The following is a 22,973-nucleotide window of genomic DNA, read 5'->3' as shown; positions in this document are numbered from 1 at the left end:
GCGGGCAGTGTGGTGGCTGATTCGTGAGGAGCGGTTGTTGGCGTCCTTCACCCTTCGCGGTCAAGCTCCGAGCGTGGACGCCGTGCGCGCTTATGTGCGGCGTCAATTGCTGCAATATTTGGTGCCAGCGGCCTTTGTGCAGCTTGCTGTGTTGCCGCTGAACCCTGCCGGTAAGCTCGACCGTAAGGCACTGCCCGAACCTGGGTTGGATGCAGTGGTCAGTCGGGCTTATGAAGCGCCTGTGGGCGAATTGGAAACCTTGATGTCAGGCATTTGGGCGGATGTGTTGAAGCTGGAGCGGGTAGGGCGGCATGACCACTTCTTCGAGCTGGGCGGGCATTCCTTGCTGGCGGTAAATCTGGTGGCGCGGATGCGCAAGGCTGGGTTGGAGGTGGATGCGCGGACCTTGTTCAGCCAGCCGACGCTGGCGCAGCTCGCGGCTTGCACGGCGACACGGGTGCAGCGTGTAGAAGTGCCCCAAACTGCCATTCCCCAACTCAACCGCCGCCGGCGGATCTAAAGGTTTTGGTAGGATGAGTCCATATCCGTTGCTGCGGTCATCGTGGTTAACGAGGTCATTCAAACCAAAAGCAGAGCATGGCGGCCTATTTAGCCGACCTGAGTGGTAGAAGCATAAGTAGGGCAAAGACAGAGCAAAGGCAGGCCTGCTCTTTTGCGGGAGCTGGCTTGCCTACGATACAGACACCTAGGTGCATCAGGGCGAGGCCATCGCAGGCAAGCCAGCTCTCATCAAACTTAAAATCCGTTATTGATTTGTGAGAATAATATTTTCCTTACAAAACCTGATATTTCGTATTCGCCTCCCGTTTGCTGCGCGACAGCGCTACGTCGAAGAGGTGGCGGGGACTCCCACCTTATTTAGCAGCATTTAGGCGGCCGCCTTCGCAGGTTTCAAGCATTCCTTGTCTGGGAATTCAGCTGAGTACCCTGCAGTCACTACCGATAAGTCCTTGCCGGTGTCGTTTTTGGAGCGGCTTACTCTGGCCGGTTTTATTCGCAACCGGGCGGAGGGTAGAGCGGCGCGGGAGAAGGTGGCGGGGTGGAAAATCAATAAGAGCATGGGTTGCTTAGCAAAGAAACGGAGTCCAGTTAGGGCTGCATATGGCTCATAAAATCAGATTAACCAGGGCCATTTGTCGGATTATTTCCCGATTTTTTGTGGGGATGAACTCTGCCCTACAAAAAGCTGTGCTTTAGAACTCACATGGTTAATGTTGACGGAAATTCGTAACGTATTAATTCTATGGGAAATCAATGTTGTTATCTCAGGTGGATAATAGTTTTTGCTTATTGTGCAACTATTGTGCATCTGAAGTTGTTGAGTGAAATCTCCTATTGGCAATAGCTAAATATCCTACAGGGAAAATTTCAAGGTGTTGCGTTTTTTTTGAGCACGGCTAGAGTGATTTCGTTGATTGCAAATAAGCGAATGAAGTTCAATGCAGATAGGGTCGGAGAATTGAAATGAATAATGAAGAGTTTGGAGAGTTTGTTTTTAGTTTTGATGCAGAGAACGGATTCAATCCGTATGCAGGTAACGCTGGTGCGTCTGGTAGCCAAGGAGGGTGTGGTGGTAGCGGAGGGTGTGGCGGCGGTGGAGGGTGTAATGGAGGAAGTGGCGGGTGCCATAACACGATAACGGAGCATCCAACGGCGGATGAGGAGATTCAGTATTAACTCACCTAATGAGGTTTTCTGGTTCGTTCCAGAAAGCCTCTACAGGAGACCGTACTATGAATATAATCATACCTAATTATGAAATCCTGAATTTTGAAACAGAAAGTCTTGTCGTCTCTGATCTAGGTATTTCGAGAATTCATTCGCAACCGTTGCTCAAAGCACTCCGGAAGCTAAAGCTGTCGAATGTGATGTCAAGGGAAGCATTGGGTGAGGTGCTCACGGAAAGTGGACTTAATCCGAATGATGCATTTGAATTCTTAGAAGGGGTTATTCCTTTTAAGTCGGTTGAGGAAATATATTTTGAGAAAACGATAGTCATCCATGACTGGGGAGGGCAGGCGGATATAGAGAATTTGTTTAGGCAGGGAATGTCTGGTTGTTTGGAGTTTAAGTCGTTTTCAAGTGGCGTGGATAAGTCGATCCGCGAGTTAAGGTGTTTTATTGTCTTGCTGTGCCATTCGTATGAATATGAAAGTGTGAAAAAGCTTTACTTTGATCTTGCGCAGGCATCACCTAAAAGCGCCATTAGTGTGTGCTGGCAAATGGGTAGTGTTTTTTGTATTGGGCAGCCTTACATTGCGCAAATAGGAAATCCTTGCCATTTCTGTGCCGTCGATAGACTCATTAATAATGAGTCTGTAATGCCCGCGAGAAACAGTTGGGCGAGTGTGCTAGCCTTTTGTCGGCAACAGCATGTGGGCGTTCCCGTGAAACCACTCAGCCTTTATCAAGAGATGATGGCGGTGGGCGCGGTTATTAGAATGATAAGATTTTTCACCGAGTACAATGGCGGGTACAAATATCAGGATAATATTCTGTATGGCGCATACCTTCAATTAGCGGATGGTCGAATTTTTGAAGAGCCTACCTCACACTGGTCTATGTGTGATTGCCTGAGGGCGGATAAGTGAAAAATATCCCGCATGATTACTATCTCAGGTTTATAGATACTCGTGTGTACGATGAGGTACTAGCGTTTCATAACAAAGGTAATTTTACGTTTCATCCGGCGATTAAAAATCTCACCCGTCTGCATCGATTGGACGAGAAGCATTTAGGACAATTGACAGGGAATGAGCTGGCTTTTTACCCAGATATGGATTTGACGTCCGCGTTAACGCTGCCTCAGGAAGGCAAATATAAATCGCTGATAAGGAATGAATCGTGTGAGCAGTTTTTACCTCAGTCTTTAGAATTTTCGGATGTCGAAAAGCTGATATTTCCATTGCTTTCAAGGAGCATGGGTTCATATAAAAGAGGGTATCCGAGCGGTGGTGCGCTTTACCCAGCGGAGATTTTCCTCTGTTCGCTGACTGAGGAGAATTTAAACTGGCCCAGCGCAGGAAAAATTCTTCATTTGCTTCCTCGGTCCCGAAAGTTTGAAGTGATGCAGATCGACACGGGTATCGAAGAACTAAAAGCTGCATTGCTGTCTTCTCCTAACGCCATCGGAACGCCCGGCCTGGCAGTTATATATACAATTTATATGCCGAAAAATTTGTTTAAGTATAGGTACCGTGGTTACCGGATGGCACTGATGGAAGTTGGCTCAATTTATATGCTGGTCGAGTTGCAAGCTAAAGCGTTGGGGTTAGGCTGTCGGCTGTGGTCTGCGTATACAGACTCGATGCTTTGTAAGGTTCTGGGGATTAATCCTGCTCTGTTCCTTCCAGTATGCGTTCATTTTATAGGTAAGCAGCATGAAGCTTGTTAATGGAATGCAGAAGCCAGATCTACCCGACACAATCTTATTTCAGCCTGCGGGCGTGCTAACGTTACCTAACGCTGTGGAAGTGTCAGACAGCCTGTCGGTAAATGGTTCCGGTGTGGGGGGCGGTTCGAATTCAGTAAAAACTGCGTTAGGTGAATATTTTGAGCGTCGTCATTTTTACAGAGAAGTTATTTCCGAAAGACGTGGGTGTCTTAACGAGTCCTTAGCAGAGAATGAAGTATGTCGTTTTGCGCAGGCATTCTTGCAAACTGCGTCCAGGAAGGTTTCCGTTCGAGAGATTGAAACGTATGAATTTGCATTGACTGAGGTGTTAAGAACCTCGGATTTTACTCAGTGCTTCATTCCTACCGTATGTATTTCACTCTCTTCGCATAGCACAGGTCAAGACAGTGTATTTTATCCTCTCCGAGATACCTGTGGGTGCAGCTTTCACTGGAATTCAGATTTCGCATTGCTGGGAGCAATAAAAGAGTCCCTCGAGCGCCAAATGCTTGTCAGGTTCTGGCTAACGAAACACTGTCGCTTTCGAGTTTCTACTGCTCATGTCGGGTCGTTACTCGGGAAGAGGGCTGTTCGGCACCTCTATCAGCTCTTGGTTGCTTCGGGAGAAGTTACTTTTTTGGATATAACGGACACTCGATTTCCTGGGGCATGTGTGCTGGCTGTTTATGGGCAAAGCAAAGGTGCTCGTCACGTAAAATATTGTGCCGGGATGTCCTATGCTTCGGAACTGGCTGTCGCGCTGGAGAAATCGCTGCTTGAGCTGTGGCAGACATTTCGTTTTATGGATTTATTCAAAGCCACAGATTCGGAAGAAGCAAAGCTTGAAGATTCCTATATTCGTTATTTTCTGGATTGCAATGCGTATGAGACCTACCAGGAAATAACGGATGTTATAGAGTGCGGAGGCGTGGGGCCTGAGCAGAGGTTTACGCTCTCTGGATTTATGACGGTGCTCAAGCGGATGGGTGTTTCTGGTTATTTTTATTTCAGGCGTGAGAGGGTGAATGAGGTGAGTTGTGTTTTTGTTAAATATATGTCTCCGGATTTGTTTCTTCATATGAATAACTCGAAGAATTTTAATTTGGATAATAAGTATTCCGAGGTTTTTAGAAACTCAGTACGTTTCTCTCGGTTGGATAAGATGGTCCCGTTTCCGTGAGTTGAATAATGAATTTATACACTGCAAGCAAGCCGTTGACACTGGCTGTGCTACTCGTGAAAGAGCAATTAAAAGAGCCTGTCGCATTATTTTGGACAGTGATATCTCCCGTGATCACCTACTATTTGATCACCTACACGAGGGCGTCAGTGAATGAGGTGGCGCCGGATTATTTGGCCAGCACCTCATGGTTTTATGCGTTTGTGTCTTCAAATGTGGCGTTGTTTGGCCTGGCATTTTACATAGTGGGGCGTAGGGAAAGTGGTTTTCTACGGTCTTTTGTTTATACCAGACGTACGAAAATTATATATTTAGTTGGGCAGTTTTTCGCTTATTCAATTGTCTCGGTCATCTATTGCTCTGTTTTCTATGTGCTTACTCGCAATCCTTTCGGTATCGCGAGTATCGCCGAGTACCTCATTATCGTCGTGCGATTTTATGTCTGTTTTCTTCTGTTCTCTATACCTTCACTTTTGTTGACGCTAGTCCCTCTCGGATTTCAGAACGCCAGTACTGTTTTTTCCATGTCGTCTTTGGGGATGTTGGCGTTGGGAATCGTCAGTCTAGGTTCCTCCAGCCCATTGTTGGTTAGCATCAGTTTCTTTAATCCGATGTGGTGGGCGAATAGAGTGATGTTGGTTGGGTTAGCGGAATGCTGGCTCGTTGTTGTGGTGGTTGTCGCACTGCTGATGTTTTTATTGTCACTGATGTGTCGATTCTTAATCATTAACCCAGTCTGGAGTCGTTACTGATGACGCGGCTTATCATAGACTCACTTAATGTCAGGTATGCGAGTCATACCGTATTCCATAATGCGTCGTTGGGTGTTCAGTCAGGCTTGATCACGGGGCTTCTGGGTCCCAACGGTTCTGGAAAAACCACCTTTTTCGATGTGATTTGCGGCCTTAAGAAAATGGATGGCGGTCAGATAAACAGCTCCTTCCGCAAGCTGCTTTACCTGTCGCAGATTATCAGCACACCGCCTGTATTTCGTATGTTCGATATCTTCACAATGGTCATGCTTTTTTGCGCTCAAGCTAAGGTCACCCAGCAGCATGCGCTCGATAAAATCGAAAGGTGGAGCCCTGGTATCGCACACCGATACTGCGAAATCTGGAACAAAAAGTCCTCGCTCTGCAGCTACGGGGAAAAGCGATGGTTTTTCACCTTGTCCTTGCTCAGCGCGGATGCGGACCTTGTGATTCTGGATGAGCCCACTGCAGGCGTAGATCCTGAATTTCGCTACCACATCTGGAGGTGTCTGGAGGGCGCGGCGGCGGAGGGGGTTGCAGTGTTGGTTTCATCTCACAACGTTGATGAAATTGTTGCTCATTGCGATGACTTTTACATGCTCAGTCAGCAACGGTTCAACCGTTTCACTAACGCGCAGGGCTTTATGGACGCTTATGGCGCTAACAGTTTGGATGAGGCGTTTATTCACGCGGCAAGCCTGCCAAAAATTTAAAGCAGGCTTTGTCAGGCGCTGTCATTTACCCCTAGGCACAAACGCCACACTGCCGCCTGTACGTTTCTGAAACAGTCGCTCGCCATTGTCCGGCTGCGTGGTGATCACCTTGTGATCCGCGCCCAGGTAGGCCAGCGGCGTGGGGTCGTCCTTGGAGTACTGCGCGACGATAATCGTGTGCTGGGGGTCAAAAACCTGGCCGCTGGTTTTCTCCAGCCAGACCCTCAGCGCGGCGCTGTCGCCCTGGCGGGGGAAGTCCTGAGTTTCGCTCACGTAGTAGAACGGCTTGCCGCCATTTTACAGGTACATCGGCACCTTGTTGTCGACCTCCACCAGCACCATTTGCCACTGATTCCACGGCGCACTTTTCACCGCTTCAGCCTGCACATCCTCGGCGAAGCGGGTCACGCCGCCGTTGCCGGTGGTCCAGGGATAGATCACCCCCAGCACCAGCAGCAACACACCTGCGGCGATACCAAAACCTTTTTGCCAGCGTGGCCAACTGGCCGGTTTTTTCTGCAGGCGTTCACTCAGCCACCAGGCGGCCAGCAATTGGGCAAACGGTACCAGCGGCAACACGTAGTAGCTGCGGCGGCTGCCACTGGCGGTGAAGAACACAAACAGCAGGCCCAGGCCCCATACCAGCCAGCGCACGTTGGGTGGCGTTTGGCGCCAGTGACGCAGCGCCAGCCATAAACCGAGCAGCCAGCACGGCGCCCAGGGCAGGGTGTAGGCGGGCAGGTAGATCAGGTAGGTGTAGATCGGCCCCATGTGGTCGAAGGGGTCGAAAAAGCGCACTACGTTTTCCTTGAACACCAGTTCAAGGCCGCTCTCGCCGTAAGTAGGCGCCCCATAGAAATGGGACAACACGAAGGGAACCGCATAAAGCGCTGCAGCAATCAGCATCGCCAGCAGCAGACGCAGGTTTAAGTGGCGTTTGTAGCGTTGCTCGCTGAGCAGGTGCGGCAACAGCACCAGGCCCGGCAGCACGAAGCCGATCAAGCCCTTAAACAGCGACGTCGCCGCCAGCAGCAGGAAAAACACCGTGTAGCGCCACAGCCGGGTGTCATCCGGCCCGCGCCAATACCACCACACTGCCGCCAGCACGCCGCATACGGTCAGTACATCGGCGGTGGCCACCCGCGCCCAGAACAGAAAGTAAAAGGTGGTGGCCAGCATCCAGCCGGCAATCAGCCCGGTGCCTTTACGAAACAGGCGTTCGCCGATCAGGTACACCAGCCAGATGCTCAACCACGCCGCGATCACCGACGACAGGCGCAGCGACCACGGCCCGAGCCCGCCCATCAGGTTGGCGAAAGCGGTGATCAGCCAGTAGGACGGCAGGGGCTTGTCGTAGTACGGCGCGCCCTTGAGGTAAGGGTCGAAGTAGTCACCACTCTGCAACATCTGCAACGCGATGTTGGCCCAGCGGGTTTCCGGCCCCCACAAATCACGGCTGCCCAAGCCGAGCAGCAAGAGCAGCGCCGAGACGCCCAGCAGCATCACCAGGGCGCCGCGTTCGGTTTTCCAGAAACTCATGGGCTTTCTCGCCGTGGGCGTAACGTTAAGGGATTTTCGGGTAGATGATCAGTAGCATCGCGCCTTTGCGATAGCGCTTGCCTCCCGCAGGCAGTTGCCCTTCTTCGCGATGCTCGCTGGTGCTCTTGACGCGCATCAGCACGCCGACCGAACCTTGCTGGCGCGCATCGGCGAGCCAGGTCTGAATGCTGTCCAGGTCGACTTTGCGGTGCATCGAATCAGCATATTTGAGGCCGTAGCTCAGTTCGCCCTGAGTGTCATAAAAAGCCACTTCAGGCCGACGCAGCCGCCAGGACAATGCGGACGCCGAGCCCAGCTCATTGCTGATCAAAGCATGGGTATGTTGCAGTTCATCCAGATGCTGGAGGACGAACTGGTCGGGCATTTCGGTATCCGTGACTTCTTCCGGCATGCCCGCAGGCAGCAGGGCGACCAGCAAGCCGATGCCCAGTGCGGGCATGGCCCACAGCGTCAGCGGGCGAAAGGCTTGCAGCACGTTGGACAGGATCCAGCCCAGCAGCACGATGAAGGTCAGGGACAGGCTGTACATCTCAGCGTGGCTGTTGCTGTACAGCGGGTTACCGATTTGCAGGTAAATCAGTGCCACCAACGCACCTACGCCGATGGCCAGGTTGAGCAGGCCGTTGACGCGCAGGGCGCGGGTTTTGCCGCGGCTGACCAGGTCGATCACGGCATGGCCCATCAACAACGCCAACGGCAGCAGACACGGCATGATGTAGGTGGGCAGCTTGCCGTTGCTCAGGCTGAAAAAAACCAGGGGCAACAGCAACCACAAGGCGAGAAAAATAATCGCCGGTTGGCCTTTGTCTTTCCAGGCCTTGAGGACCGTGCTTGGCAACAACGCCGCCCACGGCAGGCACGCCACGACCATGATCGGCAGGAAGAACCACCAGGCCCGCGCATGCTGTGCATTGTCGGAGGAGAAGCGGCGGATGTGCTCGTGCCAGAAAAAGAAACGCCAGTAATCCGGTTCCTGCAGATGAATCGCCCACACCCACGGCAGGCACAGCAGCAGCGCAACCCCAATGGCGATGGGGCCGTAGCGCAGCAATTCACCCAAGCGTCGCTGCCAAAGCATGTAAGGCACGGCAATCAGCACGGGCAACAGCCAGGCCAGGAAGCCCTTGGTCATAAAGCCCATGGCGCAGGCCACGCCCAGCATTGCCCAGGCACCCAGCCGGCCACGCGAGCTGCGGCTGTCCAGCGCAAACCACAGCGCAACCAGGCTGAGGTTGACCCACAAGGTGAATTGCGGATCGAGGTTGGAGTAACCCGCTTGCCCGGCCACCAGCCCGAAGCTCATGTAGAGCAGGGCGCAGGCGAAGCTCTTGCGTGGGTCGTTCCACAGGCGACGTGCGATGAGGTAAGCCAGCACCACGCTCAGGCCGGTGGTCAACGCCGAGGCGATGCGCACGCCGAACAGGTTTTCGCCGAACACCGCCTGGCCAAGGGCGATCAGCCAATAGCCAGCAGCAGGTTTTTCGAAATAGCGCACACCCATGAAGTGCGGTGCGACCCAGTTGCCACTCAGGAGCATTTCCTGGCTGATCTGGGCGTAGCGTGTTTCATCCGGGACCCATAAGCCGTGCAGGCCCATGGGCAATAGATAAAACACGGCGAAGGCCAATAACAATAGCGGTAGGGGTTTCAAGCGAGTCATGAAAACGTCGCTCCTTGACGTTTAAAGGTGAAGTAAGGGTGCAGGTTAGTAATAGTCGAAAGGATCACAAAGTTCACTAAGTCGATGAAAGTATTCATGACGTCCAGAGGTAACGGGTGCAACTGAACTTGCCAGAGCGGGCCTGTCGTATTCCTGAACATGGGGCGTGATATATGTAAAAAATTGTTAGAGTTTTTTCAGTGCGGCGGCCCAGGCTTGGCTGTTCATGATGCCCAGTGTCTCGAAGGTGCCATTGGCCTTCACCCGCACGAACAGGGCGCTGCCGTATTCGGAAAATTTGGAGTGAGGGAAACCCAGGCTCTTTTCAAAGTCGGCGATACAGCCACTGTGAGTGACAAAGACCAGGTTGCGTGCGGGCTGTTTATGGCTAAGCAGTTCTTCGCCCATGTCCTTGCCGCAGATAGCCCTTTCGCTTGAGGTCAGCTCCACGGCTTTGCCGAACATAAACTGCGAGGTCTGAACGGTGCGCAGGGCGGGGCTTGCAAGCATATCGCTGTAGCCCATGCCCAGTTTCGTAAAGGCCTTGCCCAGCTCTTGTGCGCGCTGGGTGCCTAAGAGCGTCAGGCCTTCAGGTGAACCGAAGCAGGGGTTTGTCGAGCGATCGCAGCGCTCTTCGTGGCGCACCAGCACAATCAGGTCGCCATCGCGCCAGGCCGGCAATACTTGCGAGGTCAGCAAGCGATTGCCGACGCCCAAGTCACGTGGCGATGACGGCCACAGGAGGAACCCGGTGAGCAGCAAGACGATGATGGCGAGGCCAGCCCACCACTTTCGCGAGTTTTTGATAGAGCCCCGGCGCGATCGCGGTTTGGTCAGGGTAAGGTCAACCACATCATTCACCATGGGCACTGTCAGCAGTGTTTTATTTAAGTAGGCGCAACGTATTGACGGATTCCCGTAAGGGAATAGGAGGCTGTCATAGCGCTGCTGTCTTTTCGCTGAACATTTTTCGGTTAAAAGTTGCTTCGATAGGCAACTAACAAGTTGGTCGCTATCGACACTTGGCGGGTAATTTAGAGGGGCGAGGGTGGGCAAGCGGTGAAATCCATGTGAAAAATTTGCGTAGGGCTGACGGTCAGCCGTTATTCTCGTTCGGAGTCCTTCAAACGAGCGTTCTTATGTTGCAGGTGCAAGGTGTCCTAAAAAGCTACGCCACCCCGCAGGGCCCGCTTGCAGTGCTGGCGGGTGTCGACTTGTTCTTGAAGGCGCGTAGCAGCCTGGCGCTGATGGGCGAGTCCGGCAGCGGAAAAAGCACCTTGTTGCACTTGGTGGCCGGGCTCGACCGAGTGGACGGCGGCAGCATCCAGGTCGGCGCGCAGCGCTTGGACCAACTCAGCGAGGCGCAGCTGGCCCACTGGCGGCGGACCGAAATCGGCCTGGTGTTCCAACAGTTCAACCTCATCGGCAGTTTGCGCGTGGACGACAACCTGGCGTTCCAGGCGCGCCTGGCGGGGCGCTTTGACCCGCAGTGGCAGGCGCAGTTGGTGGAGCGCCTGGGGTTGGGCGATTTGCTCAAGCGCTATCCCGAGCAGCTGTCCGGCGGCCAACAGCAACGGGTGGCGGTGGGGCGTGCGTTGGCGTCGCGCCCAGGTTTGTTGCTGGCCGATGAGCCGACCGGCAACCTCGACGAAGCCACCAGCGATGAAGTGCTGCAACTGTTGCTCGACCTGTTGCGCGACAGCCCCACCAGCCTGTTGATGGTTACGCACAGCCCGCGCATCGCCGCGCGCCTGGACCAGCAGGTGGTGTTGCATCGCGGCCGTGTCGTGCCTGCGGACGTGCGCTGAGATGGCGGTGTTTTATTGGGCGTTGCGCGCGCTGGTCAGCCATTGGCGGCGCCACCCGGTGCAATTCTTCAGCGTGCTTACCGGCCTGTGGCTGGCGACCGCGCTGTTGACCGGTGTGCAGGCCCTTAACAGCCAGGCGCGTGACAGTTATGCGCGCGCCAGCCAACTGATCGGCGGTGAGCCGCAAGCCAGCCTCAGCGCGCCGGATGCTGCCAGCTTCCCGCAGGCGTTGTTTGCCGAGCTGCGCCGCGCCGGGTGGCCGGTGTCGCCAGTGGTGCAGGGGCGGTTGGTGCTTAACGGGCATGAAGACCAACGCCTGCAAATGATGGGCATCGACCCGCTGTCGTTGCCCGGCGGCGGCGCGGTGGCGGGGCAGCGCTTGAGCCAGGCGCAAATGGTCGCGTTTTTCAACCCGCCGGGGCGTACCTGGATCGCGCCGCAGACCTTGGCCGCTCTGGGGTTGCACGAAGGTGAACAACCGCTGACCGCGACCGGGCAAGCCTTGCCGCCGTTGCAGGTTCAACAGGATATGGCGCCGGGCCTGTTGCTCACCGATATCGGCTTCGCCCAGCCGTTGCTGCAAATGCCCGGGCAACTGTCGCGCTTGCTGCTGGACAAGGCCTTTGCCGCCCGCCATCCCACACCGCCCGCCGCGCTGCAACTCAAGCAGGGCGAGGACAACAACCTTGCGCGCCTCACCGAAAGCTTTCACCTGAACCTCGACGCTCTGGGCTTTTTGTCGTTTGTGGTGGGCTTATTTATTGTTCACGCCGCTATTGGCCTGGCGCTGGAGCAACGCCGTGGATTGCTGCGCACCTTGCGCGCCTGCGGGGTCAGTGCGCGCATGCTGATCCTGAGCCTGGGCGTCGAACTCGGCGTGTTGTCGTTGCTCGGTGGCGTGCTCGGCGTCGCCAGCGGTTACCTGCTGGCCAGCCTGTTGCTGCCGGATGTGGCCGCCAGTTTGCGCGGCCTGTACGGCGCTGAGGTGCCGGGCCAATTGAGCCTCAGCCCGTGGTGGTGGATGGCCGGTTTAGGCCTGAGCCTGCTCGGCGCACTGCTCGCGGGCGGCAGCAGCCTGTGGCGGGCGGCGCGTTTGCCGCTGCTGGCGCTGGCTAATGCCCAAGCCTGGCATGACGCGCATGGGCGCTGGTTGCGGCGCCAGGGTTGGGTGGCGGCGACCGCGCTGGTGATCGCGCTGCTGGCGCTGTGGCTGGGCGACAGCCTGGCTGGCGGGTTTGTGTTGATGGCGGCTTTGCTGCTGGGGGCAGCGCTCGGTTTGCCGGTGGTGCTCAACGGCCTGCTGACGGCGGTGCTCGGGCGCAGCCGTTCAGTGCTCGGTCAGTGGTTTTTGGCCGACTGCCGCCAGCAGTTGCCGGCCTTGAGCCTGGCGCTGATGGCGTTGCTGCTGGCCTTGGCGGCGAACATCGGTGCAGGCTCGATGACCTCGGGCTTTCGCCAGACCTTCAATAACTGGTTGGAGCAACGGCTTACGGCCGAGCTGTACCTCAATCCGCAAAACCCGGCCCAGGCCGAGCAACTCAGCACATGGCTGGCGCAGCAACCTTTGGTGCAGGCAGTGCTGCCCACCTGGCAGGTCGCGGTGCAGTTGCAGGGCTGGCCGGCGGACGTGTTCGGCGTGGTCGACGACCCCACTTACCGTCAGCACTGGCCGTTATTGGAAAGCGCGAGCAAACCTTGGGACCAGTTGCTGCAAGGCGACACGGTGATGCTCAGCGAGCAACTGGCGCGGCGCTTGAAGGTGCGACTCGGTGATGCGCTCGCTGTCCCCACGCCTCAGGGCGTATGGTCACCCAAGGTGGTAGGCATTTACGCCGACTACGGTAACCCCAAAGGCCATCTGCTGGTCAATTCGCAGCACCTGTTGGCGCACTGGCCGACCTTGACACCGACCCGCTTCAACCTGCGGGTGCTGCCGCAGAATGTGCCGCCGCTGGTACGCGAGGTGCAGCGCGCGTTTGCATTGCAAGACAGTCGCATCGTCGATCAACAGCAACTCAAAGGCTGGTCAAGCCAGGTGTTCGAACGCACCTTCGCCGCAACGGCCGCCTTGAACAGCCTCACCCTTGGCGTCGCCGGGGTGGCGCTGTTTATCAGCCTGCTTACCCAAAGCCAAAGCCGCCTGGGCCAACTCGCACCGCTATGGGCACTGGGTGTGACGCGCCGGCAACTGATGCTGCTCAACCTGGGCCAGACCTGGTTGCTGGCGGTACTGACCTTGGTGTTGGCGTTGCCGTTGGGCCTGCTGCTGGCGTGGTGCCTGGACGCGGTGATCAACGTGCAGGCATTCGGCTGGCGCCTGCCCTTGCAAGTGTTTCCGTGGCAGCTTGCGCAATTGTTGGGGCTGGCGCTGTTGGCCACTTTGCTGGCCTCGGCCTGGCCGCTGTGGCAGTTGTACCGAAGTCGCCCGGCGGATTTGCTAAGGACGTTTGCCAATGAAGATTAAAGCGTTGTGGTGGGCGCTCGTGTTGCTGCTGGCGGCGTGCGACAAGGCTCCGGCGCCTGAAGAAAGCTTCGCCGGCCTGGGCAGTGATGCGGCCGACTTTGCCCAGGTGATACCCGGCAAGGCCTTCACCTTTCCCGAAGACCACGGCCCCCATGACGGTTTTCGCATCGAATGGTGGTACGTCACCGCGAACCTCAAGGACGCGCAAGGCAACCTGTTCGGCGTGCAGTGGACGCTATTTCGCAATGCGTTGAAGGCGGGGCCGACGCAACCCGCCTGGCACGACTCCACGATCTGGCTCGGTCACGCCGCCGTAACCTCCGCCACCCGGCACTACGCCGCCGAACGCTACGCGCGTGGCGGCGTCGGCCAAGCCGGTGCCCAGGCGCTGCCGTTCAGCGCCTGGATCGACGATTGGAGTTTTGCCACCCGCCCCGGCGCCGCGAGCGCCTTGGCAGATATGCAACTCAAGGCCGGCGGCCCGCAGTTCGCCTATGACTTGCACCTGATCTCCAGCCGCCCGCTGGTGCTGCAAGGCGACAGTGGCTACAGCCGCAAATCCGATCAGGGCCAAGCGTCGTACTACTACAGCCAGCCGTTTTTTACGGCGGCCGGCAGCGTCAGCATCGACGGCAAAACCTACCAGGTCAGCGGCCCCGCCTGGCTCGACCGCGAATGGAGCAGCCAACCTCTGGCGGCCAGCCAAACCGGCTGGGACTGGTTTTCCCTGCACCTGGATCGTGGTGAGCAGCTCATGTTGTTTCGCGTTCGGCAAAAAGACGGTGCGGGGTATCTCACCGGCACATGGATTGATCAGCAAGGCCACACTGAGACGTTACACAACGCCGATATCCAGCTCGCACCCTTGGCCACCACCGATATTGATGGGCGCCGTATTCCTACGCGCTGGTCGCTGAAAATCCCAAGCAAGCACCTGGATATTACCCCCCAGGCCGTCAACCCGAAGGCGTGGATGAACCTGAGCATTCCTTATTGGGAAGGGCCGGTGCAGTTTGACGGTGGTGTGGGGTACCTGGAGATGACAGGGTATTAAACGCGCCTTTTTGTAGGCGCTTTTTCTCTGCCAAGTAGGCAACTTCCTAAATGTGATTTCCCTCTCTCGGACGTGTGTCCGGGCCGTGGCCGCTTGCCTATATTCCGACGTCATCTTCATTGCATCCAGCATGTAAGGCATGGCGCAGTGATGCGTAAATGAACGTACTACGGACTACAACAGTTTGAACTCTCGGCTGATGGGTGATCATCCTTGACATCTACAGCGTGAACTGCAGTACCGACGAGGCCTGGTGGATGCGTTATGCCGAGGAGATTCACCGGGGGCAGTGCCACGTCGGCCTGGGTACGGCATTTGGATGAGGTGGCGGGTACGCTGGCAGAGGTTGAGCGGTTGAAAGGCGGTGGGGTGGACAGGCTCCATGGTTTTGGCCGTCGCCCTAAATAGCTTGTTTATCATCCTGCTTTCCATATCGCCTGTTATGGCATGGGTGCTGAGGGTATGCGTCGAGTACACAAAGCTCGATGAACTGGAGAGTTATTTCAGTGAAAATAGGCGGGAGTGTGACAACAAGCGCTATTGGCACAGAAATCGCGCAAGAGACAAATTCAAGCGAACGAGCCTGATAGCAGTTTTTTTTTCATGCCGAAACGGTGTGTGAAGAGAGGTGATGTTCCTGCGGCGCAGCTGGAGTCTGTCCCTTTGAGCCTCAAGCGATGGGCACTTTGGCCCTATCTGTTTGCAATGGTTTGGTTTTTCACCGCATGAGGGTGGTGCATCTGGGTTTAACGATAGGGTAAAAAGTCATTAAATGCACTGTACATGCATACAGTATTATCCTAAGATCCATCCCAGGTGAGCGGATGTCACCGCTCACCTGAGCTTCAATTTTTTAACTATGGATGGATAAAAAATGAAAACCACAAAAGCCCTTATGCTAGGCGCGGCCATGATGGCCTCCTACTTTATTTCGGCCTCTACCCTGGCTGAACAAACCCTTCCCAAACTCACCCCTGGTACGGTCAACCAGACCTTGATTGACGCGCTGAAGCCCGGCGGCACGCTTACGCCCGTGCCGATCTCGGACGAGCTACTGCAAAAGTTTCTGAACGCCAAAAATGGCAAGGTAAAAGCGGCCTCCAAAGCGGCCATGTCCACACCGTTCAACACCGCCGTTGGCGAGCTGAAAAAACCGAGCCAGGCCAACCTGAAAAGCGCTGCCGTCGCTGCCTTTGAGCCGCTCTTCCCGACCCTGGACATCAACACCCTTTACACCGTCAACGAGGTGCAAACCGGCCAGGAGTTTCCTTACCACTTCAACCTGCCGCAAAACGCCCGCGTACTTGTGCAGTTGATCGACCAGAGCGTCGGCGCCGATATGTCGCTGAGCCTGTTCCGTGATGACGGTCAAGGCAATCCGCAACTGATCGATACATCCGATAACCCGGGCAATGCCGATGAATACCTGGGCGGCATCCTGCCGGCGGGGGATTACTACTGGTTCATGGTGGCCAAGACCGCGAACAACGCGCAGTTCAGTTTCGGCGTGGCGGTAGACACCCACATCGACGCCTATGAACCCAACGACACGCCGCAAACCGCCTTTGCGCTGCCGGACTCGATGAACAAGGTGACCGGCAACCTCGACAACGCCAATGACGTCGATTACTTCGACTTCAAGGCCGTGCGTGGCCAAAGCGTGAGCATGTACCTGGCCGGCGATGAGAATGGCAGCCGCAACCAGTGGATCTTCGAGCGCTTTGACGGCGTGAACTGGCTCACCATACCGGCCGGTTCCACCTCGACCTACCCGAGCGTCACCCCGGGCAGTACCGTCAAGGTGCGTGTACGTGTCAACCCGGCTGTGACGCAGGACCCGAGCAAGCAGTACGCATTGAGCCTAGGCTCTACGCCACGGTTGAACGTAACGGATGTGAAGGGCGACAACATCGTGCGGGTGCCGGAATCGGTCTTCTGGATGGCGACCCAGGCCGCACGCACGTTGAACTGGAGCACCAACTGGTCCGACTCCACGGGTGCGCCTCTGTTGGGTGTCACGCCGGTCCTGCGCGTCGACAAGCGTTTTGATGGCGCCGAGTTCCATTGGACCGACTTCAAGGCCAGCACCAACAGTGCGGGCACATCCCAGGCGAGTGCCGCGCTCGGTGAATGCTTTGGCGAATACCGTGTGCAGTACCCAGACAGCAGCACCGGTGTGAAGTACAACTGGGAAACCACCTTTAACTTCGGCGGCTGGCGTATCGAGTTGGATGAGTTCCCGGGGGTGGGTGTCGGTGGTGACAATGTGCCGTATGTGACCTTTGGGCACATCTGCACCCAGAACATCATCCACTGATACGGTGATGTGATTGAAAGGGGCAGCCTGATTGGGCTGCCCCTTTTTTGTCATTCGCGAGCGAGCGCCAGCTTCAATGGCAGGCGCGCCATGCTCGTGCTCGTCAGCGAGCCCAGGTACAACCAGTCGCCATACTCCCGCGCGGTGGTGACAGGCGAGTAATTGCCCGCGCTGCCATCCTGCAAGTTAGCGATGACGTTGCCGTCGGTGTCCAGCCCCAGCACAAAGGCTTTGCGCTCGATGGGCTTGGGCACCACCATCAGCGCTCGTACCATCACCTTGCGCAGCAACGGGTAGCCGGCAAACTCGTCAAGCAACGGGTTGCGCGGCGAATACAGTGCAACCCAGAAGCGGTCGCTGCCGTTGAAGCTGAGGTTGTCCGGCAGGCCTGGGAGGTTGTCGATAAACAGGTCATGGCTGCCGGTGCGCGCGCCTTTGAGCCAGTAACGGCTGATGCGGTAGGCGCCGGTTTCATTCACTAATACGTAGCTTTCGTCCGGGCCGAGCGCTACGCCGTTGGCGAATTGCAGGTGGTCCAACAACACGTCGGTGGTGCCGGTGTTGAAGTCATAACGCAACAGCCGGCCATCGCCGCCATGCTCGATTACCGCTTCGCCATCCTGGCCGTAGCCCCAGCGGCTCGACGCATCACTGAAATAGGCAAAGCGCCCGCTGGCGTCGATCGTCACGTCATTGGTAAAGCCAAACGGCAGGCCGTTGGCGCTGTTGCTCAATGGCCTGAGCGGGTGACGGGCATCCAGCGCGAGCAGGCCCTTGACCCCATCGGCAATGATCAACCGCCCATCCGGGTGCAGCGCCAGGCCGAGTGGACGCCCGCCGGTATTGGCGAGGACTTCCAGGGTGTGGCTGTCGGGCGATGTGCGAATGATGCGCCCGTCCTGCAGGCCGCTGATCAAAAAGCCTTGGGCATCCAGCAACAACGCCTCGGGCCCGGCGATGTCCGGGGCGCCGATCCTCTGTACCGCCTTGAGCCGCTGGTTTTCGGCGTAGGTGCCGTCTTTCATCGAGGGCGCTTTGGGCGGGGCCCAGTTCACCGGTTGTACTTTGGTCGGCATCAGCAGCACAAAGGCGATCAGCGCCAGCGATAACACGAATAGCCAATGACGAAGGCTTTTGCGGCGGTGGTTCATGACTATTCCTGGTTGTCGTGGGCGTTCGGTTCCCAGTGCAGGGTGCCGAACAGGTAATCCATCAGCGGTAGGACGATATTGAAATTGCGCCCCTGCATCAGCTCACGCCGATGATGCAGGGCGTGCAGTTGGTGCATCTGGCGAATCCAGGGCAGGCGTGCCACGGGGTGCCCGGCGGGCAGGTGTTCGCAGGCGTGAAACACTTCGTAAAGTAAATAGCCAAGGATCATGCACCCGGCAAACAGCCCGGCAACGTTTGGGCTCAATAGCTTGAGCAGCCACCACGCGGGCAGGGCGATTGCCAGACTGTGCAGCACGATCAGCCAGGCCGGGAACAAGATCACGCGCCAGTCGCGGGGGCTGTCGAAGGTCATGTGGCCGGGGGTGAAGAAGCTGTGATGGTCGCCGGTGTGGCGCGCGTAGAACAGTTTGGCGAGGGTGTGTTTGTGGTGGCCGAGATGGCGGTGCACGAGGTAGATGCACAGGTTGAAGAATACCAGCGTCAGGGGAACGGTCAGCCACTGCCGTGGAGTGATGTTCTGCACGGTGGACCACGCCAGGGTGATGCAGAAGAGGCCATAGCCGAGAACGAAACAGGCATGCAGCCATGGGTTGTAATGCGGATTCACATCGGCGCGATAACGGGCGCGGAAGGTCTCGGTTGGGTGGGCCATGGTGGTTAGCTCGGTGTTTTTTTGTTGGAGGGTGAGCTTAGTTGGTGGCGGTAAATGTGCGAGTTTTTGCGCAGTACACAAATCAAATGGGGGAGGGGGCCGACCAATGGCCTCTTGCACAGCCATCATTTACTTGCTAGTTTCTCGCAAAATGTTAACGATAACATTTGCTCTAAAAATAAAAACAAAACAGAGAATCACGCCATGAAAATGCTCCCGAAAACCCTGTGTTTACTGGCTGTCAGCATCACCCTCGGCAACGCGGCTCCCGCTTTTGCCGACGCCGCCAAGCCCATCCGCATCGGCGCCTCCTTTCAGGAAATCAACAACCCCTATTTCGTCACCATGAAAAACGCCCTTGAAGAAGCCGGCGCGACCATCGGGGCGAAACTGATCATTACTGACGCCCGTCACGACGTGTCCAAGCAGGTCAGCGACGTTGAAGACATGCTGCAAAAAGGTATCGATATCCTGCTGATCAACCCCACCGACTCGGTGGGCGTGCAATCGGCGGTTAAATCCGCCCACGCCGCGGGTGTCGTCGTAGTTGCAGTAGACGCCCAGGCTGACGGGCCGCTCGATTCCTTCGTCGGTTCGAAGAACTTCGACGCCGGCTTCCAGGCCTGTGAATACCTGGCCAAGAACATCGGCGACAAAGGCAACATCGCGATCCTCGACGGCATCGCCGTGGTGCCGATCCTTGAGCGTGTGCGCGGCTGCAAAGAAGCGGTGGCCAAGCACCCGGACATCAAGATCGTGAGCATCCAGAACGGCAAGCAAGAACGTGACCAAGCGCTGACCGTCACCGAAAACATGCTGCAGGCCCAGCCCACGCTCAAAGGCATTTTCAGCGTGAATGACAACGGCTCCCTCGGCGCGCTCTCGGCCATCGAAGCCAGTGGCCTGGACGTGAAACTGGTGAGCGTCGACGGCGCGCCGGAAGCGGTCAAGGCGATCCAGAAACCCGGCAGCAAGTTCATTGCCACCTCGGCGCAATACCCGCGCGACCAGATTCGCCTGGCCCTGGGCATCGCCCTGGCCAAGAAGTGGGGCTCGCAAGTGCCCGCCACGATCCCGGTGGACATCACCTTGATCGACCAGGCCAAGGCCAAGGACTTCAGCTGGTAAATCGCCCAGGCCCCACGTGAACCGTGGGGCCCAGGTCATTCCTTCTGAATACGAGGTCGGTGGTATGAGCAGTCTTCTGAAGCTGGAAAATATCTGTAAACGTTACCCGGGCGTACAGGCCCTCAAGGCCATCAACTTGCAAGTGGAGCGCGGCGAGATTCATGCCTTGCTCGGCGAAAATGGCGCGGGCAAGTCGACCCTGATGAAAATCCTCGGCGGTGTCGAGCATCAGGACGAAGGGCAGATCCTGATCGACGGTCAGGTGCAGCAGTTCGCGACCTACCGCGATGCGATTGCCGCCGGTATTGGCATCGTGTTCCAGGAGTTCAGCCTGATTCCCTACCTCACGGCGGTGGAAAATATCTTCCTCGGCCACGAGTTGAGCAATCGCTTCGGCCTGCTGCGCAAGCGCGAGATGGTCGAGGCGGCCGAGGCGTTGTTCAAGCGTTTGGGCGTGAGCATCGACCTGCAATGCGCGGTCAAGCACCTGAGCGTGGCCGAGCAGCAGTTTGTCGAAATTGCCAAGGCCCTGGCCCTGGATGCGCGCCTGCTGGTGCTTGATGAACCGACCGCGACGCTGACGCCCAGCGAAGCCGAGCTGCTGTTCGAGATCATGCGCGAACTCAAGCGCCAAGGCGTGGCGGTGATTTTTATCTCTCATCACCTGGAGGAAATCTTCCAGGTCTGCGACCGCATCAGCGTATTGCGCGACGGCGGCAATGTCGGCGTAACCGATGTGGCAGACAGTGACATCGACCGCCTCGTCGAGATGATGGTCGGCCGTCGCCTGCAAAGCAGTTTTGCGCCCAAACCGACCAAAGCGCGTGGCCCGTTGTTACTGGAGGTCAAGGACATCCAACTGGTGCGTAACGGCCCCCACAACAGCTTCCAACTGCACAAAGGCGAGATCCTCGGGTTTGCCGGTTTGGTCGGTTCCGGCCGCACCGAACTGGCACTGGGCATGATGGGCGCGCTGCCCTCAGTCAGCAAAGAGGTGTGGCTGCGTGGCGAAAAAGTCACCCTTGATGACCCGGCCCAAGCCCTGGCCCACGGCATCGGCCTGCTGCCCGAAAGCCGCAAGAGCGAAGGCTTGATCACCGATTTCAGCATTCGCGAAAACATCTCCCTGAATAACCTGCCCAAATACCAGAACGCCTCAGGGCTGATCGACAAGGCCAAGGAATGCGCCAGCGTCGAAAACCTCATGCGCCAGTTGTCGATCAAAGCGCCCAGCGGCGAGAGCCGAGTGTTCAACCTCAGCGGCGGCAACCAGCAAAAGGTTGTGATTGCGCGCTGGATCAACCACCAGTGCGACGTGCTGGTGTTCGACGAGCCCACGCGCGGCATCGACGTCGGCGCCAAGGCGCAAATCTACACCTTGATGCGCAGCCTCACCGAACAGGGCTACGCGATCATCATGATCTCCTCCGAACTGCCCGAAATCATCGGCATGTGCGACCGCGTGGCCGTGTTCCACAAAGGCGCCATCGTCAAGGTACTCGAAGCGTCTGCCGTCAACCCACAAGAGGTCATGCGCCATGCAACAGGGGGCTCAAGTGAATACGTCCATTAACACCGGCGACACCGGCCGGCTGCGCCTGCAGCTGGCGCGGCTGGTGCGCTCGCCGGCGTTCTATCCGTTCGTGGGGCTGCTGGTGGTGACGCTGGTGATGATCCTCGCCAGCGACACCTTCCTGACCACCAGTAACCTGTCAAACATCGCTCGCCAGGTGTCGATCAACGCGATTATCGCGGTGGGCATGACTTGCGTGATTCTCACCGGCGGCATCGACTTGTCGGTAGGGCCGGTGATGGCATTGTCCGGCACCTTGACCGCCGGTTTGATGGTCGCGGGCCTGCCGCCGGGCCTGGCGATTGGTGCCGGGATGCTAATCGGTGTGGCCTTCGGCATCGGCAACGGGCTGTTCGTCGCTTACCTGCACATGCCGCCGATCATCGTCACCCTGGCGACCATGGGCATCGCCCGTGGCTTGGGCCTGATGTACACCGACGGCTACCCGATCTCCGGGCTGCCGGAATGGTTCGGCTTCTTTGGCCGCCAAAGGCTGTTCGGCATCGAAGTGCCGATCCTGATCATGTTCATCACCTACTTTGCCGCCTACGTGTTGCTGCAACACACGCGCATCGGCCGCTACATCTACGCCATCGGCGGCAATGAAGAAGCGGTGCGTTTGTCCGGCGTGCGCGCGGCGCGTTTCAAGTTGCTGGTGTATGGCATCAGCGGTCTGACGGCGGCAATTGCCGGGTTGGTGCTGACCTCGCGCTTGATGAGCGGCCAGCCGAATGCCGGTGTGTCGTTCGAGCTGGATGCGATTGCTGCCGTGGTACTCGGCGGCGCGTCGATTGCCGGCGGGCGCGGGGTCATCGTCGGCACCTTGCTCGGCGCGATGTTGCTCGGCGTATTGAACAACGGCCTGAACATGCTCGGCGTATCGCCCTACGTCCAGAGCGTGATCAAAGGCGCAATCATTTTGCTGGCGATCTTTATCAGCCGTCAGCGCCATAAATAAATGCCTACCAGAAAGGACCGAACACCATGGACAAGCACACCGAAATGCAAGCCGTCGTCTGCCACGGCCCTAAAGACTATCGCCTGCAGCGCATCAGCAAACCCCAGGCGCGCCCCAATGAACTGGTGATCCGCATCGCCGCCTGCGGCATCTGCGCCAGTGACTGCAAATGCCACTCGGGCGCGGCGATGTTCTGGGGCGGCGACAACCCGTGGGTCAAAGCGCCCGTGGTGCCGGGCCATGAGTTTTTCGGCTATGTGGTGGAAGTGGGCGAGGGCGCCGAGGAGCACTTTGAAGTCGCGGTCGGTGACAAAGTGATCGCCGAGCAGATCGTGCCGTGCGCCAAGTGCCGCTTCTGCAAGTCGGGCAAATACTGGATGTGCGAAGTGCACAACATCTTCGGCTTCCAGCGTGAAGTGGCCGAAGGCGGCATGGCCCAGTACATGCGCATTCCCAAGACCGCCATCGTGCATAAAATCCCCGAATCCGTGTCGCTGGAAGACTCGGCGCTGGTGGAACCGATGGCCTGTTCGATTCACACCGTCAACCGCGGTGAAATCCAGCTC

18 protein-coding genes and 1 pseudogene are annotated in these 22,973 nt (G+C 57.1%); 14 read left to right on the top strand and 5 right to left on the bottom strand.

The window, feature by feature from the left end; all coding sequences use genetic code 11:
* The 6 genes from E0F99_RS20845 to E0F99_RS20815 all read left to right on the top strand — a co-directional run.
* On the top strand, positions 1–520 hold a 520-nt coding region (locus E0F99_RS20845; RefSeq protein WP_130908899.1), incomplete at its 5' end, for a phosphopantetheine-binding protein.
* A gap of 1,234 nt (positions 521–1,754) precedes the next feature.
* Positions 1,755–2,612 (top strand): McbB family protein, encoded by an 858-nt coding sequence (locus tag E0F99_RS20835; RefSeq protein ID WP_083357813.1) that lies wholly within the window; start codon positions 1,755–1,757, stop codon positions 2,610–2,612.
* Complete coding sequence (locus E0F99_RS20830; RefSeq protein WP_083357814.1) at positions 2,609–3,415, top strand: SagB/ThcOx family dehydrogenase; 807 nt, start codon at positions 2,609–2,611, stop codon at positions 3,413–3,415. Before E0F99_RS20835 ends, E0F99_RS20830 begins: the two co-directional genes overlap by 4 nt.
* Positions 3,402–4,595 carry a YcaO-like family protein gene (locus E0F99_RS20825; protein ID WP_232000048.1) on the top strand — a complete coding sequence of 398 codons (1,194 nt, stop codon included), beginning with the start codon at positions 3,402–3,404 and terminating at the stop codon, positions 4,593–4,595. The genes E0F99_RS20830 and E0F99_RS20825 overlap by 14 nt, the downstream gene beginning before the upstream one ends.
* An 8-nt stretch (positions 4,596–4,603) precedes the next feature.
* Positions 4,604–5,347, top strand: a complete 744-nt coding sequence (locus tag E0F99_RS20820) for an ABC transporter permease (RefSeq protein WP_083357816.1) — start codon at positions 4,604–4,606, stop codon at positions 5,345–5,347.
* Complete coding sequence (locus E0F99_RS20815) at positions 5,347–6,060, top strand: AAA family ATPase (protein ID WP_083357817.1); 714 nt, start codon at positions 5,347–5,349, stop codon at positions 6,058–6,060. Before E0F99_RS20820 ends, E0F99_RS20815 begins: the two co-directional genes overlap by 1 nt.
* Before the next feature lie 21 nt (positions 6,061–6,081).
* On the opposite strand, the pseudogene E0F99_RS20810 reads toward E0F99_RS20815, so the two are convergent.
* The 3 genes and pseudogenes from E0F99_RS20810 to pmrG form a co-directional block, all read right to left on the bottom strand.
* Positions 6,082–7,599: pseudogene (locus E0F99_RS20810) on the bottom strand (ArnT family glycosyltransferase).
* 25 nt (positions 7,600–7,624) lie between these two features.
* Positions 7,625–9,280, bottom strand: coding sequence for a lipid IV(A) 4-amino-4-deoxy-L-arabinosyltransferase (gene arnT / locus E0F99_RS20805; protein ID WP_083357818.1), 1,656 nt, complete (start codon positions 9,278–9,280; stop codon positions 7,625–7,627).
* A 186-nt stretch (positions 9,281–9,466) separates the two neighbouring features.
* Positions 9,467–10,144, bottom strand: a complete 678-nt coding sequence (gene pmrG, locus E0F99_RS20800) for a lipopolysaccharide core heptose(II)-phosphate phosphatase PmrG (RefSeq protein ID WP_165447627.1) — start codon at positions 10,142–10,144, stop codon at positions 9,467–9,469.
* A gap of 275 nt (positions 10,145–10,419) precedes the next feature.
* Between pmrG and E0F99_RS20795 the strand changes: the two genes are divergently transcribed.
* From E0F99_RS20795 to E0F99_RS20775, 4 genes are all read left to right on the top strand, one after another.
* The gene (locus E0F99_RS20795) at positions 10,420–11,088 is read left to right on the top strand and encodes an ABC transporter ATP-binding protein (protein ID WP_083357820.1); all 669 of its coding nucleotides are present in this window, start codon (positions 10,420–10,422) and stop codon (positions 11,086–11,088) included.
* A 1-nt stretch (position 11,089) separates the two neighbouring features.
* Entirely contained in the window at positions 11,090–13,552 is a 2,463-nt protein-coding gene (locus E0F99_RS20790) for an ABC transporter permease (RefSeq protein WP_083357821.1), read from the top strand.
* Complete coding sequence (locus E0F99_RS20785) at positions 13,542–14,606, top strand: lipocalin-like domain-containing protein (protein ID WP_083357822.1); 1,065 nt, start codon at positions 13,542–13,544, stop codon at positions 14,604–14,606. The genes E0F99_RS20790 and E0F99_RS20785 overlap by 11 nt, the downstream gene beginning before the upstream one ends.
* Before the next feature lie 874 nt (positions 14,607–15,480).
* Positions 15,481–16,923, top strand: a complete 1,443-nt coding sequence (locus E0F99_RS20775; RefSeq protein WP_083357823.1) for a hypothetical protein — start codon at positions 15,481–15,483, stop codon at positions 16,921–16,923.
* Between the two features lie 50 nt (positions 16,924–16,973).
* Here E0F99_RS20775 and E0F99_RS20770 read toward each other — a convergent pair whose 3' ends face one another.
* Together E0F99_RS20770 and E0F99_RS20765 are read right to left on the bottom strand one after the other, a co-directional pair.
* Positions 16,974–18,074: an SMP-30/gluconolactonase/LRE family protein gene (locus E0F99_RS20770; protein ID WP_083357824.1), complete on the bottom strand. Its 1,101-nt coding sequence runs from the start codon at positions 18,072–18,074 to the stop codon at positions 16,974–16,976.
* 2 nt (positions 18,075–18,076) lie between these two features.
* Complete coding sequence (locus E0F99_RS20765) at positions 18,077–18,748, bottom strand: sterol desaturase family protein (RefSeq protein ID WP_083357825.1); 672 nt, start codon at positions 18,746–18,748, stop codon at positions 18,077–18,079.
* 204 nt (positions 18,749–18,952) lie between these two features.
* Between E0F99_RS20765 and E0F99_RS20760 the strand changes: the two genes are divergently transcribed.
* From E0F99_RS20760 to E0F99_RS20745, 4 genes are all read left to right on the top strand, one after another.
* Complete coding sequence (locus E0F99_RS20760; protein ID WP_083357826.1) at positions 18,953–19,876, top strand: substrate-binding domain-containing protein; 924 nt, start codon at positions 18,953–18,955, stop codon at positions 19,874–19,876.
* Between the two features lie 64 nt (positions 19,877–19,940).
* The gene (locus E0F99_RS20755) at positions 19,941–21,449 is read left to right on the top strand and encodes a sugar ABC transporter ATP-binding protein (protein WP_083357827.1); all 1,509 of its coding nucleotides are present in this window, start codon (positions 19,941–19,943) and stop codon (positions 21,447–21,449) included.
* A complete protein-coding gene (locus E0F99_RS20750; RefSeq protein WP_083360403.1) occupies positions 21,415–22,407 on the top strand; it encodes an ABC transporter permease in 993 nt (330 codons plus the stop codon). The genes E0F99_RS20755 and E0F99_RS20750 overlap by 35 nt, the downstream gene beginning before the upstream one ends.
* 26 nt (positions 22,408–22,433) lie before the next feature.
* Positions 22,434–22,973: alcohol dehydrogenase catalytic domain-containing protein (locus tag E0F99_RS20745; RefSeq protein ID WP_165447626.1), on the top strand; the 540-nt coding region annotated here is incomplete at its 3' end.

The organism is Pseudomonas antarctica (assembly GCF_900624995.1).
Lineage (GTDB): Bacteria > Pseudomonadota > Gammaproteobacteria > Pseudomonadales > Pseudomonadaceae > Aquipseudomonas > Aquipseudomonas antarctica.
This window is presented reverse-complemented; position numbering and strand designations above follow the sequence as displayed.

Excerpts from the sequence above, each read along its gene's own strand:
- E0F99_RS20770 (WP_083357824.1), bottom strand. The coding sequence starts at position 18,074 with ATGAACCACCGCCGCAAAAGCCTTCGTCATTGGCTATTCGTGTTATCG.
- E0F99_RS20790 (WP_083357821.1), top strand. The coding sequence starts at position 11,090 with ATGGCGGTGTTTTATTGGGCGTTGCGCGCGCTGGTCAGCCATTGGCGG.
- E0F99_RS20815 (WP_083357817.1), top strand. The coding sequence starts at position 5,347 with ATGACGCGGCTTATCATAGACTCACTTAATGTCAGGTATGCGAGTCAT.
- E0F99_RS20760 (WP_083357826.1), top strand. The coding sequence starts at position 18,953 with ATGAAAATGCTCCCGAAAACCCTGTGTTTACTGGCTGTCAGCATCACC.
- E0F99_RS20775 (WP_083357823.1), top strand. The coding sequence starts at position 15,481 with ATGAAAACCACAAAAGCCCTTATGCTAGGCGCGGCCATGATGGCCTCC.
- E0F99_RS20820 (WP_083357816.1), top strand. The coding sequence starts at position 4,604 with ATGAATTTATACACTGCAAGCAAGCCGTTGACACTGGCTGTGCTACTC.
- E0F99_RS20750 (WP_083360403.1), top strand. The coding sequence starts at position 21,415 with ATGCAACAGGGGGCTCAAGTGAATACGTCCATTAACACCGGCGACACC.
- E0F99_RS20835 (WP_083357813.1), top strand. The coding sequence starts at position 1,755 with ATGAATATAATCATACCTAATTATGAAATCCTGAATTTTGAAACAGAA.
- pmrG (WP_165447627.1), bottom strand. The coding sequence starts at position 10,144 with ATGGTGAATGATGTGGTTGACCTTACCCTGACCAAACCGCGATCGCGC.
- arnT (WP_083357818.1), bottom strand. The coding sequence starts at position 9,280 with ATGACTCGCTTGAAACCCCTACCGCTATTGTTATTGGCCTTCGCCGTG.
- E0F99_RS20755 (WP_083357827.1), top strand. The coding sequence starts at position 19,941 with ATGAGCAGTCTTCTGAAGCTGGAAAATATCTGTAAACGTTACCCGGGC.
- E0F99_RS20765 (WP_083357825.1), bottom strand. The coding sequence starts at position 18,748 with ATGGCCCACCCAACCGAGACCTTCCGCGCCCGTTATCGCGCCGATGTG.
- E0F99_RS20785 (WP_083357822.1), top strand. The coding sequence starts at position 13,542 with ATGAAGATTAAAGCGTTGTGGTGGGCGCTCGTGTTGCTGCTGGCGGCG.
- E0F99_RS20825 (WP_232000048.1), top strand. The coding sequence starts at position 3,402 with ATGAAGCTTGTTAATGGAATGCAGAAGCCAGATCTACCCGACACAATC.
- E0F99_RS20795 (WP_083357820.1), top strand. The coding sequence starts at position 10,420 with ATGTTGCAGGTGCAAGGTGTCCTAAAAAGCTACGCCACCCCGCAGGGC.